Annotated in this window: 17 protein-coding genes; 3 read left to right on the forward strand and 14 right to left on the reverse strand. The window is 59.4% G+C overall.

Annotated elements, in window-relative coordinates:
* Positions 1–107: 107 nt before the first annotated feature.
* Genes ftsX through ftsY form a run of 3 tightly spaced genes read right to left on the reverse strand, consistent with a single transcriptional unit; the run spans position 108 to position 3,253 of the window.
* Positions 108–1,079, reverse strand: a complete 972-nt coding sequence (gene ftsX / locus OQ287_RS12155; protein ID WP_265896611.1) for a permease-like cell division protein FtsX — start codon at positions 1,077–1,079, stop codon at positions 108–110.
* The gene (gene ftsE / locus OQ287_RS12160; RefSeq protein ID WP_250938890.1) at positions 1,076–1,744 is read right to left on the reverse strand and encodes a cell division ATP-binding protein FtsE; all 669 of its coding nucleotides are present in this window, start codon (positions 1,742–1,744) and stop codon (positions 1,076–1,078) included. The genes ftsX and ftsE overlap by 4 nt, the downstream gene beginning before the upstream one ends.
* A gap of 3 nt (positions 1,745–1,747) precedes the next feature.
* On the reverse strand, positions 1,748–3,253 hold the full coding sequence (gene ftsY / locus OQ287_RS12165; RefSeq protein ID WP_265896612.1) for a signal recognition particle-docking protein FtsY: 1,506 nt from the start codon (positions 3,251–3,253) through the stop codon (positions 1,748–1,750).
* 162 nt (positions 3,254–3,415) lie between these two features.
* On the opposite strand from ftsY, the gene rsmD reads away from it, so the two are divergent.
* Both rsmD and OQ287_RS12175 read left to right on the forward strand, forming a co-directional pair.
* The gene (gene rsmD, locus OQ287_RS12170; RefSeq protein ID WP_265896613.1) at positions 3,416–4,024 is read left to right on the forward strand and encodes a 16S rRNA (guanine(966)-N(2))-methyltransferase RsmD; all 609 of its coding nucleotides are present in this window, start codon (positions 3,416–3,418) and stop codon (positions 4,022–4,024) included.
* A gap of 69 nt (positions 4,025–4,093) precedes the next feature.
* Complete coding sequence (locus tag OQ287_RS12175) at positions 4,094–4,294, forward strand: cell division protein ZapB (RefSeq protein WP_250938886.1); 201 nt, start codon at positions 4,094–4,096, stop codon at positions 4,292–4,294.
* Positions 4,295–4,320: 26 nt separating this feature from the next.
* Here the strand turns inward: OQ287_RS12175 and OQ287_RS12180 are convergent, their stop codons facing one another.
* The 7 genes from OQ287_RS12180 to prfB form a co-directional block, all read right to left on the reverse strand.
* Complete coding sequence (locus tag OQ287_RS12180; RefSeq protein ID WP_250938885.1) at positions 4,321–4,800, reverse strand: GNAT family N-acetyltransferase; 480 nt, start codon at positions 4,798–4,800, stop codon at positions 4,321–4,323.
* A complete protein-coding gene (locus OQ287_RS12185) occupies positions 4,797–5,633 on the reverse strand; it encodes a hypothetical protein (RefSeq protein WP_265896616.1) in 837 nt (278 codons plus the stop codon). The genes OQ287_RS12180 and OQ287_RS12185 overlap by 4 nt, the downstream gene beginning before the upstream one ends.
* A gap of 9 nt (positions 5,634–5,642) precedes the next feature.
* Positions 5,643–5,951 (reverse strand): BolA family protein, encoded by a 309-nt coding sequence (locus OQ287_RS12190; protein WP_250938883.1) that lies wholly within the window; start codon positions 5,949–5,951, stop codon positions 5,643–5,645.
* A gap of 57 nt (positions 5,952–6,008) precedes the next feature.
* Positions 6,009–7,397: an MFS transporter gene (locus tag OQ287_RS12195; RefSeq protein ID WP_250938882.1), complete on the reverse strand. Its 1,389-nt coding sequence runs from the start codon at positions 7,395–7,397 to the stop codon at positions 6,009–6,011.
* Between the two features lie 38 nt (positions 7,398–7,435).
* Positions 7,436–7,822 carry a hypothetical protein gene (locus OQ287_RS12200; protein WP_250938881.1) on the reverse strand — a complete coding sequence of 129 codons (387 nt, stop codon included), beginning with the start codon at positions 7,820–7,822 and terminating at the stop codon, positions 7,436–7,438.
* A gap of 138 nt (positions 7,823–7,960) precedes the next feature.
* Positions 7,961–9,475 carry a lysine--tRNA ligase gene (gene lysS, locus OQ287_RS12205; protein ID WP_250938880.1) on the reverse strand — a complete coding sequence of 505 codons (1,515 nt, stop codon included), beginning with the start codon at positions 9,473–9,475 and terminating at the stop codon, positions 7,961–7,963.
* A gap of 30 nt (positions 9,476–9,505) precedes the next feature.
* A protein-coding gene (prfB, locus tag OQ287_RS12210; RefSeq protein WP_250938879.1) for a peptide chain release factor 2 occupies positions 9,506–10,604 on the reverse strand; the annotation gives its coding sequence in 2 pieces (ribosomal slippage) (positions 9,506–10,528 and positions 10,530–10,604; 1,098 coding nt in all).
* Between the two features lie 175 nt (positions 10,605–10,779).
* Between prfB and OQ287_RS12215 the strand changes: the two genes are divergently transcribed.
* A complete protein-coding gene (locus OQ287_RS12215) occupies positions 10,780–12,363 on the forward strand; it encodes a peptide ABC transporter substrate-binding protein (protein ID WP_265896617.1) in 1,584 nt (527 codons plus the stop codon).
* Positions 12,364–12,406: 43 nt separating this feature from the next.
* Here OQ287_RS12215 and OQ287_RS12220 read toward each other — a convergent pair whose 3' ends face one another.
* Genes OQ287_RS12220 through OQ287_RS12235 form a run of 4 tightly spaced genes read right to left on the reverse strand, consistent with a single transcriptional unit; the run spans position 12,407 to position 18,234 of the window.
* Positions 12,407–13,288, reverse strand: coding sequence for a transglutaminase family protein (locus OQ287_RS12220; protein ID WP_250938876.1), 882 nt, complete (start codon positions 13,286–13,288; stop codon positions 12,407–12,409).
* Between the two features lie 3 nt (positions 13,289–13,291).
* On the reverse strand, positions 13,292–15,784 hold the full coding sequence (locus OQ287_RS12225) for a circularly permuted type 2 ATP-grasp protein (RefSeq protein WP_250938875.1): 2,493 nt from the start codon (positions 15,782–15,784) through the stop codon (positions 13,292–13,294).
* Positions 15,785–15,840: 56 nt separating this feature from the next.
* Positions 15,841–16,776, reverse strand: a complete 936-nt coding sequence (locus OQ287_RS12230; RefSeq protein WP_250938874.1) for an alpha-E domain-containing protein — start codon at positions 16,774–16,776, stop codon at positions 15,841–15,843.
* A 3-nt stretch (positions 16,777–16,779) separates the two neighbouring features.
* Positions 16,780–18,234, reverse strand: coding sequence for a circularly permuted type 2 ATP-grasp protein (locus OQ287_RS12235; protein ID WP_250938873.1), 1,455 nt, complete (start codon positions 18,232–18,234; stop codon positions 16,780–16,782).
* Positions 18,235–18,600 lie beyond the last annotated feature (366 nt).

The raw sequence follows: 18,600 nt of genomic DNA on the forward strand, positions 1-18,600 counted from the left end.
GCCTTTTATTACGTTACCCATTAGAGGACAACATTTGAATAAGGTTCCCTTGACTCTTCAGTATAGCGTACCCATGTCATAGTGCGACAGCACCGATTCGTGCATGCCTAGCGCGGTCGCATTCGGGCCAGGTGCCGTCCTACCGCAATCCATGCGCCAAGCCAGCCAAGAACGGTACTGCATACAAGCAGCAGCAGTGAGCCCTCGAACCCCAGCCCGGGAAGCTCCCAGTCGGTACCATAACTGCTCGCCAGTGCAGACAGCGGTGAAGAGAGCCACCCCATACCGACCGCCAGCAGCACCAGTGCCAGCATCCCTCCCCCGAGCCCCAGCCAGGCACCGCTGTAAAGAAAGGGGCGACGGACAAAGGCATGTGTTGCACCAATCAGAGTAACCACTTCGATTTCGTCACGTCGATTTTCGACCGCCAGACGAATCGTGTTGCCAACGATAAGCAGAACTCCCAGTGCGAACAGTGCGCCAAAGGCCAGCACGATACGCTGGCCCAACCGGGTAAGCTGCTTGAGACGCTCAAGCCACTGCATGTCGGCGCTGGCTTCATCAACACCGTTTACCTGGCGCAATTGCATGGCCAGTGCTGCTACGGCCTCTGGCGTGCGAGTAACAGGCTGAACCACCAGGGAGGCAGGCAGCGGATTATGATCCAGCCCCTGCAGGGCATCCCCCAGATCAAGGGATGCCTGAAACTGGTGCAACCCCTCCGCAGCGGTGATCAGCTCTACATGCCCCACATCAGCGCGCTGACGCACCTTGTCGGCCACTTCCCGAGCAGATGCCTCTTCAAGCGAGGGTGACAGATACACGGTCAACTGCGCGGTATCCTCGAGATTACGATCCAGCACCTGGGCGCCTCCCAGCAACAGCCACAGGGTTGCCGGCAGTACCAGGGCCACGGCAATCGCAAACAACGTCATCAGGGTACCCAGGGGACGCTGACGCAAGCGGATCAGACTGTCGCGTGCAACCTGTCGATGATGCGCCTGCCACGCACGGCGCTGCTGCAGAAAGGAAGGCGCCTGCTGATTGGCGCCACGCCGTGAAGACATTCGTTCACTCATGATCCATTCTCGTCTGCGATCAGCCGACCATCCTTGAGTCTTAATACCCGATGTCTGAGCCGGGCAATCAGTGCCAGATCATGACTGGCAATCAACACGGTAGTGCCAATGCGGTTGAAATCCTCGAACAGGCGCATGATATCGGCAGAAAGCTGGGGATCCAGGTTACCGGTCGGCTCATCCGCCAGCAGCAATGCCGGCTTGTGAACCACGGCCCGTGCGATACCGATACGCTGCTGCTCACCGCCGGACAGCTCAATCGGCAATGCTCGCTCCCGATGAAGCAGCCCGACCTTGTCAAGCGCAGCCCGAACCCGGCGAGCAACATCCGAGGCCGGCATTCCCTGAATCAACAATGGCAACGCCACATTGTCAAAGACCGTACGATCAAACAGCAGCTGATGGTTCTGGAATACCACGCCGATCTGGCGGCGATAAAAGGGAATGCGGACGCTTCCCAGTTGCCCCAGATCATGACCTGCAACAACAATACGACCACGAGAGGGACGCTCAAGGCAGGTCAGCAACTTCAATACCGAGCTTTTCCCTGCTCCGGAATGCCCGGTGAGAAACACCATCTCCCCTCGAGACAGGCGAAAATTAACATCCGCCAATGCCTCGAAACGGCCTCCATAACGCTTCCCTACGTGTTCGAAGGCAATCATCGGCTATGACTCGCGATCATCTTGAGTAAACAGGGCCTGCACAAAATCGTCAGCCTTGAAGGGACGAAGGTCATCCAGACTTTCACCCACCCCGATGTAACGGATCGGGATACCCAACTGTTTCGCCAGAGCAAAGATAACCCCACCCTTGGCCGTGCCATCGAGCTTGGTCAGCGTAATTCCGGTTACCGGAATGGCCTCATTGAAGGTTTCAGCCTGACTGATGGCGTTCTGCCCCGTTCCGGCATCCAGCACCAGCATGACTTCATGCGGCGCCGTGGCATCAAGCTTGGCCATGACACGTTGCACTTTCTTGAGCTCTTCCATCAAATGAGACTTGTTGTGCAACCGGCCGGCCGTGTCGGCAATCAGAACATCCACGCCCCGCGCCTTCGCCGCCGCCACACCGTCATAAATCACCGATGCACTGTCAGCACCGGTATGCTGAGCGATGACCGGCACACTGTTGCGTTCCCCCCAGACCTTGAGCTGCTCTACGGCGGCGGCACGGAATGTATCACCGGCCGCCAGCATGACGCTGCGCCCCTGGGCCTGATAGCGCCTGGTCAACTTGCCGATGGTTGTGGTCTTGCCAACCCCATTGACTCCGACCATCAGAATAACAAACGGCCCCTGCCCCTTTTCAGGCAGGCGGAGCGGCCGAGCCACCGGCGTCAGAACAGTAGTCAGTTCCTCCTGCAGCGCCTTGTACAGGTTTTCGGCATCATTGAGCTCCCGGCGCGACACCCGCTCGGACAGGTTATCCATGATCTCGGTCGTTGCCTCGATACCCACATCGGCCATCAAAAGCCGTGTTTCGAGCTCTTCCAGGAGATCATCGTCAATCTGCTTCTTGCCGAGCAGCAGCGTCGCAAGCCCCCCGGTCAGGTTGCTGCGGGTCTTGCCCAGTCCCTGACGCACACGCGAGAACCAGCCCTTGCGCTCGACGGTTTCGGAAGGATCAGCTTCCATGGCCGTTTCGACTGGATCAAACATGGCCGGCAGGTCATCCACTCGGGGAGATGACGACACGACCGGCGCGGGCGCGGGCGCGGGTTCGGGAGCAAGTTCCGGTTCCGGTTCCGGTTCCGGTTCCGGTTCCGGTTCCGGTTCCGAAACAGGCTGCTCCGGCACCTCAGGAGGTGACAAGGCTTCATCACCCTTTTCGGGAGCTATTCGAGCATGATTTTCGGGCTCCCTGACCGGCGGGGCTTCGACGGGCGGCTCTTCCACCGGTGGCGTTTCCATCGGGGGCTCAGGCTCGTCGATGGCCGGGGGGGCAGATTCATCAGGCGCAGGTGACCTGGCATCCTTCAGCGCCTCTTCCCATGACGTGTCATGGTGCCGCGCTGCGGGTGATGCAACGGTATCATCCTTCCGGACGCTGTCGTGGGCAGGCTCTTCGCTGGACTGCTCGGCGGCCTCGGCGTCACGTTGCGCCTGATCCTGAACATCCTGCTCGTGCTGTTCCTGCTGCTTTTGTTTCTTGCGTTTGAAAAAACCGAACATGTTGGCTGTATCTTTTGTTGACGACCCGTCACACCTTAGCCCTGAACCGGCCGCGCTGCCCTGCCGGCTGGCCTGACGAAGTCCGAAAATTCCGATCGGGGGCTCCCGACACATGCCTGCTCATCCTACCACTCCCGTCACGCGACGGGTACAATCCACGCCATGACAAGACGCCGACCCCCAACCTCCTCTTCACGCACCAAGCGCCCCCCAGGCAAGCTTCGCCTGATTGGCGGTATTCATCGTCGCCGACAGTTGCCGGTGCCAGACCGCCCCGGCCTGAGACCCACCCCGGATCGCGTACGCGAAACCCTGTTCAACTGGCTAGGCAGCTCCGTACATGGTGCCAGGGTACTGGATGCCTTTGCAGGCACAGGCGCACTGGGACTCGAGGCACTCTCGCGAGGCGCCACTGCGCTTTCCTTCATCGAACAGGACCGCATTGCAGCCGATCAACTGGCTGATAATCTGGCAACGCTGAATGCTACGGCCACCCTGTTGCGCCAGGATGCCCTGATAGCGCTTGCCACTGCCCCTGCAGCGCCGTTTGACATCATCTTTCTGGACCCGCCCTTCAACCGTGATCTGGCCGCACCCAGCTGTAGCCTGCTGGAGCAACAGGGCTGGCTGGCATCAGAAGCATGGATCTATCTCGAGACGGAAGCCACCCTGCTTCCCGAGGTGCCTGCCACCTGGCGGCTACACCGTGAAGCACGCGCCGGAGAGAGCCACGCAAGGCTTTACCGCCGTTCAGCTCTTGCCGAGACCTGAGTGGGCGCGTAGTCTTTCGACCGACGCGGTGCGTCAGGGTGAAAAAGGACGACCAGGAGACGTGAACGAATGAGTAATGAATTGTTTGACAAGCTGGAACAGAAAGTCAGCACGGCCGTTGATACGATCGAGATGCTGCGTATGGAAGTTGAAGAACTGCGTCAGGAAAACGAGCAGCTCAAGAACGAACGTACACAGTGGGAAAGTCGTCTTAACGGCATTCTGGCACGCTTCAGCGATTTAACCGATGACGCCAGCCAGGCATCCTGATATCCGGCCCCATCAAACGCCGCGAGTCAGGCCGATGTCGTATCTGTGAGCAGCGGGTACGACATCAGTACAGCATCCTCGCGCTGCCCTCCGGCGCAGGGATAATACCCGGGACGCACGCCGTCGCGAACAAACCCCATCCCTTCATACAATGAAATGGCCGCCTGATTGCCGGCTCTGACCTCCAGCAGCAACCGCTCCTTGCCCAGCGCCGCGGACCGGGTTATTGCCGTCTGAACAAGCAGTCGGGCAATGCCCTGCCGGCGCACATCGGGCGCCACCATGATCAGTTCAAGTTCTGCATCAAAGGGCTGCCAGCCCAGCACGACAACCCCTGCCAGCACCTCATCCTGCCACATACCACACAGTAGGTTATCCGGACTTCCCAGCCCACGCAGAAACTGAACCCGGGACCAGCCGCCCTGGTGACTCAGTCTGTCGAGCGTAACCAACGCATCAAGTGCATCCAGTGTCAGAGGCTGAATCATGTCTTCATGCAATATCATGCCGCGCCGAATGCCTCCCCGTGCCACCAGGTGTGCCATTCGGCCAGCCGTGGCCAGAGGCGACGCTTCTGCGTCCATTCACCCAGCATGTCCTCCAGGGCAGGCCCCTGCCAGACGGGCAGGCCGAGAAGGTGGCTTTCGCCGTCCTCGATCTTCAGGACGGATGCCACCTGCTCATCCTGACCAAACACCATAACGCGCTCGGGTACCCAGCCACGCCCCCTGCGTCCTGAAAGAAAGGCCTTCACCCCCTCGCGCGCTTCATCAAGCGGTGCCGGACTGGGCAGCCCTTCAATCATTGGCCAGCCCAGCTGTTCAAAGACCGGCCAGTGCCCTGGCGTAATGCGACAGGCCACCAGCAATGCCTTCAACAGCGCCTGGGCCTCCGTACCGAGTGCCCGACCAGGCACCACCACCAGCCAGCGCCCTTCCAGTGCCGCTACCGCCCATGTAAAGCGCACTTCCTGAGGCACGGTATCCACCACCGGGTCAGCAGCGGATGACTCAACCTCCTGAGCAGCAGCCGGCTTTCCTGCAGATGCAGGCGAGCTGTCCGTCGATGTTCGAATATCGTCCAGCAGCGCGCGCGCCGATACTACCGATTCGGCCGTAGCACTGTCCGGCGGAGTTATCGCAGCAGCAGATTCAGATACCGGCGCGGCCGCATCACGCAACGCCGCCATTCCGCGGGTGCCCGGCTGCGGCGCAACGGCCGGCTTTTCAGGCCAGTCGCACACTGGGGTCGGCAGCGCATGGGGCAGTTGATAGCGCGCTTCCCACATCGGCAGCCCCATCGCCTCAAGGTACTGGCGGCGGTAAAATTCAGAAACCATGCAGAATGCTTACTCGCCGCCGCCAAGGCAGTTGGGTGAGTCAGGTCGCGTTTTACCTCGAGCCTCCCATTCTTCCGGCGTATACAGGTGCAAGGCCAGCGCATGCACCGGCCCGGCAAGCTCGTCGGCCAGCATGCCGTAGATACGCTGATGACGCTTGACCTGACTGAACTGCTCAAAGGCCGCCGAGACCAGCGTGACCTTGAAGTGGGTTTCTGAATTGGGCGGCACGCTGTGCTTGTGGCTTTCGTTCTCGACCTTCAATACGGAAGGGTCAAGTTCAGCCAGCTTCTGTTCAATAATCTCTTGAATGCTCATGGATCACCTCTTGTTGTCACGTTCAATCAACATCACTGCGAGGCATCCCTGCCCGTCTTATTCGCGCGGGGCCCTGAGCCGCAGGGCACTCAGTACCAGCGCGATTACAGCACTTGCAACCGCCACTCGAAGAGCCAGCACTACAGGCTCGCCACCGGCCATCGCCAGCAGGCCACCCGACAGCGCCAGCGCGACCAGCGCCGCCCCCAGGGATTGCCCGAAGGTTCTGACACTCGCCATCACTCCCGCAGCAGTACCACTGAACTGGCGCGGCAGGCTACCCATCAGTTCCCGATTATTCGGTGATTGATAAAATCCGAAGCCCAGCCCGCAAAGTGCTGTCCGCCATGCCACGTCGAGCCAGCCGGCGCCGGATTCAAGCAGGGCCAGTGAGATAACGCCCAGAATAAAGATCATCATGCCGATGGTACAGATCAGCGGCGGCGAAAAACGGTCAGCCAGTCGCCCGGCCCGAGGGGCGGAGAGCATGATCGCCAACGGCCAGGGAGTAAACAGCAATGCCGAGGCCAGTGGAGAATACCCCAGGGCGCCCTGCAGCAGAAAAGGCACGCTCAAGAAGGCGCTGGCCTGCCCCACCCAGGCAAAGAATGAAGTAACCGCCGCCATCGAAAAGCGGCTGGATCTGAAAATATCCAGCGGTAACAGCGGATTGTCGAATCGCTGCTGGCGGCGAATAAACAGCACTGCGGACACGACCCCCAGCACAAGCCACAGCATCCACCGGCTTCCCTCTGCCGAGCGAAGCTCATCCACACCGACCACCAGACCACCGAACATCAGTCCGGACCACACCGCGCCCCAGCCATCAAACGCTATCCTGCTTCCCGGAGTCACGGGCAGGTACCGCCATGTAAGCACCAGCGCGACCATCCCCACGGGTACATTGATCAAAAAGAGCAGCGGCCAGTCACCAACCGCCAGCAGCAATCCACCAAGCGTTGGCCCGGTAGCTATACCGGTGGCAACAATCATGGCCGAAAACCCCATGGCGCTTCCCAGCAATCGCGAGGGAAAGACCATCCGATAAAGCGCCGGGCCGAGGCTCATCATGGCAGCGGCACCCAGCCCCTGAAAGCAGCGAAAAAACACCAGCCATGACAGGGAGGGCGACCAGGCACATCCCAGCGATGTCACGATGAACACCACCAGACCGGAAATATAAATGCGCCGCGCCCCAATACGGTAGCTGAGCGCAGCAAAGGTCAGAATCGCGCAGGCACCGGCAAGCTGGTAGATATTGACGACCCAGATCGCATCCGACGACGAGATGGACAGGGCATCGGCAATGGTTGGCAAGGCCACATTGACGATGTTGGTATCGAGAACGGCCATGAGAGAGCACAGCATGAGTGCTGCCATGGCCATCGCGCGTGGTTTGGGGGGGTAGCCGTCATCGTCGTGACGGGAAGAAAGCAGATGCTTCACGTAATACCGTTTCTCATTTGCGTTCAGGGAACGGTATCCTAGTCATCTTCCTCGCTGGATACAAAGTCTTCGCCCATCTCATCGCTGTCAAGCGGCGTATCTGCCTCAAGATCCAGCGCCAGATAGCTCAACTGATACTGAATGAATTCCTGAAACAGCGCCCAGTTGCGTGGAGCGGGCCATTGCTGCGCATCCTCTTCCCAGGCACTCAGCTCATTCTCGAGAATATCGCTGTACCGCTCGCGTACATAGGCATGCAGCGCATCTTCGGTATCCATCTCGGGAATCAGATAAACCGTGCTTTCCTGCTCGATGTCCTTGAGCATCAGATCGTCATCGCCGTCGGTGGCTTCCAGCGAGTTGATCCAGTCAACAAAGGCCTGCGTCGGGCTGACACTCAGGGCGGAACGATTCACCAGTTTCATGGTGCTCTCCTTGTCAGGTCATGCACGTAAGTGACGCCCATTATGCGCGCTCGACCGGGCGGCGTCCAAGGCCATCAACGTAAACAGGGCAGCCATTTACGGACTGCCCTGCTGAAACTACTGCGCGCCCACGCCCTTTCAGCCCTGGCGAGGCCGCATGGCGGGGAACAACAGCACATCCCGGATCGAAGGCGCATCGGCCAGGAACATGACCAGACGGTCTATGCCAATGCCCTCGCCTGCTGTCGGCGGCATGCCATATTCGAGTGCCTGAACGTAATCGGCATCGTAATACATTGCCTCGACATCTCCGGCATCCTTCTCTGCCACCTGCGCCTGAAAGCGCTCGGCCTGGTCCTCGGCATCGTTGAGCTCGGAGAAACCGTTGGCAATCTCGCGCCCGGCAATAAAGAACTCGAACCGGTCGGTCACGAAGGGGTCGGCATCGCTGCGACGTGCCAGCGGGCTGACCTCGGCCGGGTACTCGGTAATGAAGGTTGGCCGGTCCAGCCGGTGCTCGGCCACTTCCTCGAAGATTTCCGTCTGAAGCTTGCCCAGCCCCCAGCCGGTCTTGACCTCGATACCCAGCCGCCCGGCCAGCGCGCTGGCCGCCTCAAACGAGGCCAGGTCCGCCTCGGTAATATTCTCGCCATAGCGAATGATCGATTCACGCATGCTCATGCGATCAAACGGCTCGGCCAGGTCATAGGACGTGCCCTGATACTCGACCGTGGTTGACCCCAGCACCTGTTGCGCAACATCCCGCAACAGGGTTTCGGTCAGATCGATCAGTGCCGTGTAATCGGCATAGGCCCAGTAGAATTCAAGCATGGTGAATTCGGGGTTGTGCCGAGTGGAAAGCCCTTCGTTACGGAAATTGCGGTTGATTTCAAAGACCCGCTCAAACCCGCCGACCACCAGCCGCTTGAGATAAAGCTCGGGCGCAATACGCAGATACATGTCGATATCAAGCGCATTGTGATGCGTAATGAACGGACGCGCCGTGGCACCGCCAGGAATGGGCTGCAGCATCGGCGTTTCCACTTCCATGAAGGCCCGCTCGTTGAAAAAGCGGCGAATGGCAGCGATCACACCCGCGCGAATACGGAAGGTATCCCGCACTTCGGGATTCATGATCAGGTCAACGTAGCGCTGGCGATAGCGCGCCTCCTGATCGGTCAGGCCGTGAAACTTGTCCGGCAACGGGCGCAGGCTCTTGGTCAGAAGGCGCGCCTCCTTCATCATCACGTACAAGTCGCCCTTGCCGGACTTGTGCACCGGCCCGTGGCCATAGACGATGTCGCCGATATCCCAGCCCTTGATGTCATCAAGTACGTCGGCCGGAAGGCCCTTCTTGTCGACATACAGCTGAATCTGGCCGGAAACATCCTGAATCACGATGAACGGGCCGCGCTTTCGCATGATGCGTCCGGCAACCTTTGCGTGACGATCCCGCTCCTCCAGTGCCGGCTTGTCGAGTTCACCGAGCTCGGCCTGCAGGTCAGCCGCCAGATCCTCACGATCGATATCGTTCGGAAAGGCGCTGCGGCCGGTGGCAGCCGCCTGTTCACGGCGCGCGGTCAGCTTGGCGCGGCGCTCTGCGATCAGGTGATTGTCATCCTGGCCGTCGAGTGATGTGTCCTGTTCTGACATGGTCTGTCCTATGATGAGCGAAACGCCGGCTTACAGCCCCTGCTTGAGGCTTGCCACGATAAATTGATCCAGATCGCCGTCGAGCACCTTTTCGCAGTTGCTCGACTGCACATTGGTCCGAAGGTCCTTGATGCGCTGGTCATCCAGTACATAGGAACGAATCTGGCTGCCCCAGCCGATATCGGACTTGCTGTCTTCCGCTTCCTGCTTGGCCTCGTTGCGCTTTTGCATTTCGAGCTCCCACAGTTTCGCCTTCAGCTGTTTCATGGCGAAGTCACGGTTGGCATGCTGGCTGCGCTGGTTCTGGCATGACACCACGATGCCGGACGGCTCGTGGGTAATACGCACGGCGGAATCGGTGGTATTGACGTGCTGGCCCCCGGCGCCGCTGGAGCGGTAGGTATCGACACGCAGGTCCGAGGGATTGATATCCACCTCGAAGCTGTCATCGACTTCCGGGGACAGGAATACGGAAGCAAACGAGGTATGACGGCGACCACCGGAGTCGAACGGGCTCTTGCGCACCAGACGATGCACCCCGGTTTCGGTCCGCAGCCAGCCAAAGGCGTATTCACCCTGGATGTGGATCGTGGCCGACTTGATTCCGGCGACTTCACCGGCAGACAGCTCGACGATTTCAGCGGTAAAGCCATGGTGCTCGGCCCATCGCAGGTACATGCGCAGCAGGATGTTGCCCCAGTCCTGCGCCTCGGTACCACCGGAGCCGGCCTGGATATCAAGGTAGGCGTTGTTCGGATCCATTTCTCCGGAGAACATGCGCCGAAACTCGAGCTTCTCAAGCTGATCATCAAGGCGAGCCAGTTCGGCCTTGACCTCTTCAACGGTGTCCTCGTCATCTTCCATGACAGCCAGCTCGAGCAGTTCCTCGTTGTCTGTCACGCCCTGGGTCAACGCATCAAGGGTCGATACCACGTTATCGAGCTGGGACCGCTCGCGCCCCAGTTTCTGGGCGTAGTCCGGATCATTCCAGACATTGGGGTTTTCCAGTTCGCGGGTTACCTCTTCCAGCCGGTCCTTCTTCTCGGCATAGTCAAAGATACCCCCTCAGGACGTCTGTCCGCTCGGACAGGTCCTTGAGTGTCAGATGAATCGGGTTGAGCTCTTGCATGAATGATCTCTTGTGATGACAGACGCACCCGGGCAGCCCCGTGTGCAAAACGTCCATTGTAGCCAACCCCGATGCAGTACGTCATCCGCTGCGATAACAACGCCACGACTCGAAAAGCATCGCAGAATAGGCTTATATAAGCAGCATAACTCTATCAGCACGCAAGGAAGCCACCATGCAGCCACGCACGTTTTACCGCGCCACCGCCCTCACCCTCGGGCTGGGCGCGGCCCCGTTTGCCTTCGCCGACACCCTGAATGTAGGCATCAGTGGCGATCCGGCCTCACTGGACCCGGCCAAGATTACCGGTGGAGTCTGGGAAGAAGATATTCTGCGGGATATCTATGAGGGGCTGGTCTCGGTCAGTTCAGAGGGGGACATCATTCCAGGCGTTGCCGAAAGCTGGAACGTCAGCGATGACGGTACGGTATGGACATTCACGCTGCGTGGTGACGCCAGGTGGTCAGACGGCACGCCGGTGACCGCCAACGATTTCGTGGCCGGACTACGCCATCAGCTCGACCCGAAAACCGCGGCAAACTATGCCCAGCGCCTGTATCCGATCAAGAATGCCCAGGCCATCAACGGCGGAAAAATGCCGGTAGACCAGCTTGGCGCCACCGCCAGCAAGGATGGTCGCACGCTGACCATTACTCTCAATGAACCCACGGCCTACTTCTTCAAGTCGCTGGTGCTGCCGATCGGCTATCCGATTCCGGCACATCTGGTGAAGGAGTACGGCGACACATGGAGTGATATCGGTCATATCGTGACCAACGGTGCCTTCACCCCCACCAAATGGGTCTCGCACTCCGAGCTGACCACCGTCAAGAACACGCATTTTCACGATGCCGATGCCGTCAGCCTCGACGGAGTTGATTACTTCCCGATGGAAGACAAGAACGCCGGCATCCAGCGCTTCAGGGCCGGCGAGCTGGATATTCTGCGTGACTTCCCGGCGTCCCGATATCAGTGGCTCAAAAAGAACCTTCCTCAGGCCACCCACCTCTTTCCGTCGCTGGGCACCTACTACTACGTCTATAACCTGAAAGACGGCTCTCCGGTCACGGACGTGCGCGTGCGCAAGGCACTGAGCCTTGCCATCAACCGGAAAGTGATCGCCGAAAAACTGCTGGATGGCGCCGTAACGCCGGCCACCACACTGGTACCGCCGGGCACCGCAAATTACAACGCACAATCCCAGCCGGGCCTGGATGCCCCCTATGAAGAGCGTCTCGATACCGCCAGAGCACTGATGAAGGAAGCCGGCTACGGCCCCGACCATCCCCTGAGACTGACCCTTCGCTACAACTCGGGCGACGAGCACAAGCGCATTGCAGTGGCAGTGGCGGCCATGTGGAAGCCTCTCGGCGTCAATGCCGAGCTTCGCAATACGGAAGCCAACGTGCACTACGCCGACCTGATGGCAGGCAATTTTGAAGTGGCTCGCGCTGCCTGGATCTCAAGCATTGATGATGCACAGAACTTTCTGCAGCTTCTGCTGCAAAAATCCAATAACTACGGAAACTATCAAAACACCGAATACCAGTCGCTGATGGCCAGGTCGGATACCGAGCAGGACGCTGGCGCGCGTGAGAGCCTGATGGAGCGCGCCGAGAAACTGGCCCTGGCGGAGTACCCCCTGACGCCGATCTATACCTACAGTTCGCGCAATCTGGTAACGCCTGACCTCGACGGCTGGAACAACAATGCACTCGACATTCACCCTTCCCGCTGGATGTCACTGAAGGATAAGTAAAATATCCTTCTGCGGGCCGGCCTGTCACGGGCCGGCCTTTTTTTCAGTGCGAGAGCGGCATGACATCGACTTCAACGATCAGCTCATGGGCGCCGCCGCCACTCATCAGCCCCTTCAGGGGCACCACGTCCGCGTAATCGCGCCCGAAGGCTACGGTAACATGGCGCTCACCAGGCACCATGTTGTTGGTAGGATCAAAATCAACCCACCCCACCACGGGATCAAATACGCTGAACCAGGCATGTGAGGCATCAGCCCCGATCATGCGCGGCTGACCCGGCGGTGGCACGGTTTCAAGATAGCCACTGACGTAACTGGCCGGAATGCCCATCGAACGCAATGCACTGATCGCCAGCTGAGCAAAGTCCTGGCATACCCCCCGCTTTTGCCGCAGCACGGTGTGCACGGGCGTTGCCAGTGTCGTAAAGCCCGGGTCATATCTGAACTCGTTGAAAATGCGGTGGCACAGCCGCCAGGCGCCTTCCAGCACCGGCATTCCCGGCGCAAAGACATCCTGAGCGAACGCCTTGAGTACCGGGTCCACCGGGGTCATTCGCGTCGGCGTACGGAGTAGTCGTGCCTGCAGCCCTCGGGCATCTCGAGCCGTCTCGAGCCAGACCAGCAGCGTCTCCCATGGCATGGACTCCCCCAGACGATCTTCTGTCGGGCGCGGCAACACCTCAACCTCACTGACGACGCTGACGCTCAGGGCATCATGCAGCTCGTTGACGTGAAAAAAAACATGCCGATTGCCAAAGAAATCCAGCCGCTGCTCCATGGTACCGGGCATCGGCGAGACATCCATGTGCGATGAATCCACCCTTTGCCAGGGCAGAGCCCGCGGGGACATGCACCCCAGGTTGTAACAGTTGGCGACATCCAGTCCATAGCGGTATCGCGTCAGATGGCTGATTCGATAACGCATGGCTCACCCCTCGTACCGGTCAATGGGCCGGGGAATATCAGTATGATTGAAATAGGCCAGCGTAATCGCATCCGACAGCTGAGCCAGCAGTGTCTGCACCCGGCGCATCAGCTCGACAAGCGGCTCGGCAGGCTCTCCCTGCTCGTTCATCAGCTCATCGGTATCCACCAGCTGCAGGATGGACACCAGTTCAACCATCAGACGCTGCTCAGCGTTAAGGCCCGGCATGTTGGAATCCCGCTCAGGCAGATCATGCACCTGACGCCGCAACCGCTTGCACTGATACCCCACCGACCTGGGAGTGCCCTCATCCAGCAGCAGCAGATCGATGATCGCTATCGGGTGCAGTTCAGAGCGGTACCGGCGACGATAGGTCATCAGGGTATCCGCCATGCGAAGCACAACCTCCATCAGCATCGCAGGCGGTACCGGGTGAGTCACGAACACCTTTTCAAGCATGGCGGTGGTCTTGAGGGCGCGCTCAAGATGCTGACCGATATCCATGAAACGCAGCGTCTGCGTGCGGCTCATGGTTTCATTGTTAAGGCCGTAAATGGCGGACTGCAGCAAAATGACGTTGTCCAGGGCACGTACCATCCGGGAGGTGGAGCCCTGCGCCGGAAAGCTGTTCATTGCATTCTGCAGGCGCTCCAGCACATACCAGGTATCCTCGCTGAAATACTCCCGCACCGACTGGGCGTTCATGATCAGAGACTGCATCAGTGATAACAGCCCGTCCGGGCGGTCGCGATCAAACAGACTGACCAGCTGGGCGATCACCTCATCTTCCGAAGCGGTAGGCGTGAAGTGACCACCGTTGATCGTGCAGGCAAATTCCACCATGGGAGACAGCACTCGCACCTGGTCTTCACGGGCCACGGTACTGACCAGCGGCAACGCTGCCCTGAGCGCTCGGCAGGCCAGATTGAGCCGCTCGCTGTAGCGCCCCATCCAGAACAGATGATCCGCTACCCGGCTGGGTAGCAGACCCGCCTTGCGTGACAGGCGCACCCGGCTCATGGCGCTTTGCAGGAGACTGATGCGCTGTTCGATCTCACTGGGCAGCCAGACATCCTTGCCCACGAAAGGGGCGTCCAGTCCGTGCTGCAGCTCGAGCGCATCCTCACCGCACCGGGCCAGCCCGCCGGGCAACACCATATCGCCCTGCTCGCCGAACAGCACAAAGCTGCGAAGCACTGCATGCCGGGACTGCAGCGTACTGTCCTGCCAGACCGGCACCGTACTCAGGGGCAGGGCCTGACGTGCCACGTACCGCCCCGGATCGGCCTGCAGCCGTGCCAGCCATTCCATGCGCTCGTCGCTATCAAGCAGCCCCACGGCCACGGGCGCGCCCGGGACTACCAGGTCATGGAGAATCACATCATCAAGCCGTCCCATGACCGTTGCCAGCGAGGTCGGCTCACCGCACCACCAGGCCGGAACGGTCGGTAACAACAGCGGTTCTCCCAGCAGGGCCGCGCATGACTCGGCCATGAACGGCAGTAGTGCACCACTGTCAATCACCCCGACTCCCGGGGGGTTACAGCAGACCAGCAGGCCCTGACGAATGGCCTGCAACAGACCGGCACTGCCGATCCCGTCGCCATCAAGCTCCAGCGGATCACTCAACGCATCCGGCAGATACCGCATCAGACCATCCATCGGCTGCAGGCCACTCAAGGTCTTGAGCCACAGCCGACCGTCCTTGTACATCAGGTCGGAGCCATGAACGAGTGCAATATCCAGGTAGTTGGCCAGAAAGGCGTGTTCGAGGTACTGCTGGTCCCGATAGTTGCGAGTCAGCAGCCCGATCAGGGGCTCGGCGGTATAGGCCCCGGCCGGTGCCAGAGTCTTTTGAAGCTGTTTGAAAAAGCCGGCCAGCCGCCGTTTTTGAAAGCGACCGGACAGCTCGGGTACGACCTGGGTCAGGGCCAGACGATTCTCGAGAGCATACCCCAGACCGCCAGGCGACAGCGTGCTGTCACCATAGGCACACCAACGGCCCTGCGCATCCCGCCCGACATCACAATTAAGCTGAACCAGCCACTCGCTGTCTTCATCCAGAAGCTCATGGCACGGCAGCATGTACCCGGCATTGCGAAACAACATGTCGGGGGGCAATACACCTTCCTTCAATAATCGCTGCTCACCGTAAAGGTCCCGCAAGACAGCAGACAGCACCTGTCTGCGCTGCACCAGACCGGCCTCGAGCGTTTGCCAGTCAGTGGCATCCATAACCCAGGGAAGCAGGTCGAGGCTACGGTGCTGTTCGAAACGAGGGTTGAACGCTGCGCCGTATTCCCGCAGCTGATCCTTCATGTCGGTAGAAAGATTATCGAGTGTGTCTGCATCCTGGCCTGCCAGCCATCCCAGTATGCTGGTCCAGTCCGATGCATCGCCGCAGGACACCCATTCATCCCTGCCCCCGACCCCAGCCTCATAGGCCTGTCGAAGACGTGTCAGTGTATCGAGGCAGACGCCGGCATCATCACTCATTACGTGTTCTCAATGGAGGGAGGCAGGCGCGCAGAACAGGCACGCGTGCCTGTCCGTTACGCCACGGATAACCTGAGTGCATCAGACATCAATACCGTGTGAATGTCATTCAATCCGGATTGCAGGGTATCGATCAGGGCATGCAGTCCCTCAACATCGAGAACGGCCAGGTCCTGATCGTCCATCTGCCGGCGCAGCGCCTCCAGTGTCGCCAAGAGCGAATCGTTGTGGGGCAGAAAGGCAGCCTCTTCCCGTACCCTGTCCAGGCAATAACTGATCGATCGCGGAAAGACGCGGCAGGACATCAGAAAATCGATCACATCCGACCGCTCATCCTCTCGAGTCACATAACGCTGGTAGGACTCAACACCCCCCAGGGCGTTGAGTACCGCATGCCACTGAATGCCTCGCTGCCCCCTCGGGCCCGATGCCGGCAGCAGTTGATGCAGAATCAGAATATCCATGATTCGTGAGGTCATGTCCGCCCGCTCAAGCAACCGACCGATGTTGAAGAGATGATAGGCATCATCGCGAAGCATGGTGCCATCCATGACCCCGATGACCATCTGACAGCGACGAATCACTTCCACCATCAGGGTATAGCGCTTGTGCCGGTTGGAGGCATGCAGGCACTGCTCCTGCATGAAAAGGTTAAGCCCGTTGAGCTCCTCCCATATATCCCGCGGGATCACCTCACGCACGCAGCGTGCATTGAAGCGTAGCTGCGAGCAGGAATAACGAATGGAGGCGGTGCTGTTTTCCGCCGCAATCAGACAATGCATCACGGCACGTTCGCTGGCGCTGTGTTCCTCCTTGATGAACCGCTCACTGTCCTCACCCAGCACATCCACCAGCACCGGCCAGCTGAAGCCGGTATCCCGGTGTGAATCGATCAGAATATGGGTGGTGGCATTGATCAGACGCGCCGTATCATCGATGCGTTCAAGATAACGTCCCATCCAGTACACATTTTCAGCCACTCTTGCCAGCATGGGTCAGCCCTCGTCGTTGATTATCCAGGTATCCTTGCTGCCGCCACCCTGTGAAGAGTTGACGACCAGCGAGCCGCGGCGCAGCGCGACACGGCTCAGCCCGCCGGTGGTGCAGTAAAGCTCGGCGCCCTGAAGTACGAAGGGACGAAGGTCCAGATGCCGTGGCTCCAGCTGGCCATCGCACAAGGTAGGACTGGTGGACAGGTTAAGGGTCGGCTGGGCGATGAAGTTTCGCGGCGCAGCCTTGATCGCTTCGGCAAATTCAGCCCGCTCCTGCTCGGTAGAGCGCGGACCGATCAAAATGCCATACCCACCGGATTCATTGGCAGGCTTGACCACCAGAGAATCAAGATTGGCCAGCACATGCTCGCGCTCCTTGTCATCCATGCACAGGAACGTGGGAACGTTATCAATCAGTGGGGCTTCACCGAGGTAGTACTTGATGATCTCCGGCACGAACGCATAAATGACCTTGTCATCAGCCACACCGGAGCCCGGCGCATTGGCAATGGCCACCCGACCGGCACGCCAGGCGCCCATCAGGCCGCGAACGCCCAGCACGGAATCCGGACGAAACACGTCCGGGTCAATGAACACGTCATCGACCCGACGATAAATGACATCCACCCGCCGATTGCCACGCAGGGTCTTCAGGTACACCGTGTCATTTTCAACCAGAAGGTCCGTGTTTTCGGCCAGATAACAGCCCATCTGCTGTGCCAGATAGCTGTGCTCGAAATAGGCCGAGTTATAGATACCCGGTGTCAGGATCACGATCACCGGCGTATCGTCCGGGCGGGGCGAAAGCGAGGCCAGCATGCTCCAGAGCTGGCGGGGATAATCATCCACCGGCGAGATGGTCGAACGGGCAAAAAGCTCCGGAAAGACGCGCTTCATGACCGTGCGGTTTTCCAGCATGAACGAGACCCCGGAAGGCACCCTCAGATTATCTTCCAGCACCAGAAACTGACCGGTCTCATCACGCACCAGATCCGTGCCGCAGATATGGGCCCACACGCCATGAGGCGGCGTAATACCCTGGCAGGGGGCGAGGAAGTTCCTTGATTCGTGAACCAGACTGGCGGGCACCACACCGGCCTTGAGGATACGCTGATCGTTGTACAGGTCATTGATGAACAGGTTCAGCGCTTCGAGACGCTGCTTGAGTCCATCGCTGGTACGTTTCCATAACCCGGAAGGGATGGTCCGAGGTACGACATCCAGCGGCCAGGACCTGTCGATGTTCTGACTGTCGGAGTAGACCGTAAAGGACACCCCCATCGCACGAATGGTGTCATCCAGTAACTGCTGCCGTTCGACCAGTGCCGACCCACCCTGCTCGGCGATGAACCGGGCAATCGGCAACGCATGCGGCCGAGGCGTTCCCCGTGTTTCCACCAGTTCATCAAAAAAACCGGCATAGGGTTCATACTGCTCCAATGCAAGTACATCAGACATACTGCGTACCCCCTGTAATGGCTCTCGTGCCACATTTTTGTTTTGTTCTGGACAAGAGCAGGCAGTGCCTCGAAGACCCGCGACCGGCAGGGCCTGTCAACCCGAAATACCGCGACGCTGAATCATTGCCTCCGACGGCCCGAAAATGCAGGCCGCCCTATTGATATATGCCATTTACAGCCACAGCGCCACGCCAATATCCCCCTGGAGCATGCTGAGTCCCAACCGCCGCCTCAGACGAAAACAGTAGAAAACACTTGTTTTTTAATGGCCGGTCCACTCGCCGCAGTAGACAATCCATCATTCCTGACGCTATGGTCAACTTTGCTCTCAGCGACCTTCAGATGCTCAAAAAGGTCCGAACTG

It is taken from the genome of Larsenimonas rhizosphaerae (genome assembly GCF_026240105.1).
In the GTDB taxonomy this organism is placed as follows: Bacteria; Pseudomonadota; Gammaproteobacteria; order Pseudomonadales; family Halomonadaceae; genus Larsenimonas; species Larsenimonas rhizosphaerae.

Excerpts from the sequence above, each read along its gene's own strand:
- ftsX (WP_265896611.1), bottom strand. The coding sequence starts at position 1,079 with ATGAGTGAACGAATGTCTTCACGGCGTGGCGCCAATCAGCAGGCGCCT.
- ftsE (WP_250938890.1), bottom strand. The coding sequence starts at position 1,744 with ATGATTGCCTTCGAACACGTAGGGAAGCGTTATGGAGGCCGTTTCGAG.
- ftsY (WP_265896612.1), bottom strand. The coding sequence starts at position 3,253 with ATGTTCGGTTTTTTCAAACGCAAGAAACAAAAGCAGCAGGAACAGCAC.
- rsmD (WP_265896613.1), top strand. The coding sequence starts at position 3,416 with ATGACAAGACGCCGACCCCCAACCTCCTCTTCACGCACCAAGCGCCCC.
- OQ287_RS12175 (WP_250938886.1), top strand. The coding sequence starts at position 4,094 with ATGAGTAATGAATTGTTTGACAAGCTGGAACAGAAAGTCAGCACGGCC.
- OQ287_RS12180 (WP_250938885.1), bottom strand. The coding sequence starts at position 4,800 with ATGATATTGCATGAAGACATGATTCAGCCTCTGACACTGGATGCACTT.
- OQ287_RS12185 (WP_265896616.1), bottom strand. The coding sequence starts at position 5,633 with ATGGTTTCTGAATTTTACCGCCGCCAGTACCTTGAGGCGATGGGGCTG.
- OQ287_RS12190 (WP_250938883.1), bottom strand. The coding sequence starts at position 5,951 with ATGAGCATTCAAGAGATTATTGAACAGAAGCTGGCTGAACTTGACCCT.
- OQ287_RS12200 (WP_250938881.1), bottom strand. The coding sequence starts at position 7,822 with ATGAAACTGGTGAATCGTTCCGCCCTGAGTGTCAGCCCGACGCAGGCC.
- lysS (WP_250938880.1), bottom strand. The coding sequence starts at position 9,475 with ATGTCAGAACAGGACACATCACTCGACGGCCAGGATGACAATCACCTG.
- OQ287_RS12215 (WP_265896617.1), top strand. The coding sequence starts at position 10,780 with ATGCAGCCACGCACGTTTTACCGCGCCACCGCCCTCACCCTCGGGCTG.
- OQ287_RS12220 (WP_250938876.1), bottom strand. The coding sequence starts at position 13,288 with ATGCGTTATCGAATCAGCCATCTGACGCGATACCGCTATGGACTGGAT.
- OQ287_RS12225 (WP_250938875.1), bottom strand. The coding sequence starts at position 15,784 with ATGAGTGATGATGCCGGCGTCTGCCTCGATACACTGACACGTCTTCGA.
- OQ287_RS12230 (WP_250938874.1), bottom strand. The coding sequence starts at position 16,776 with ATGCTGGCAAGAGTGGCTGAAAATGTGTACTGGATGGGACGTTATCTT.
- OQ287_RS12235 (WP_250938873.1), bottom strand. The coding sequence starts at position 18,234 with ATGTCTGATGTACTTGCATTGGAGCAGTATGAACCCTATGCCGGTTTT.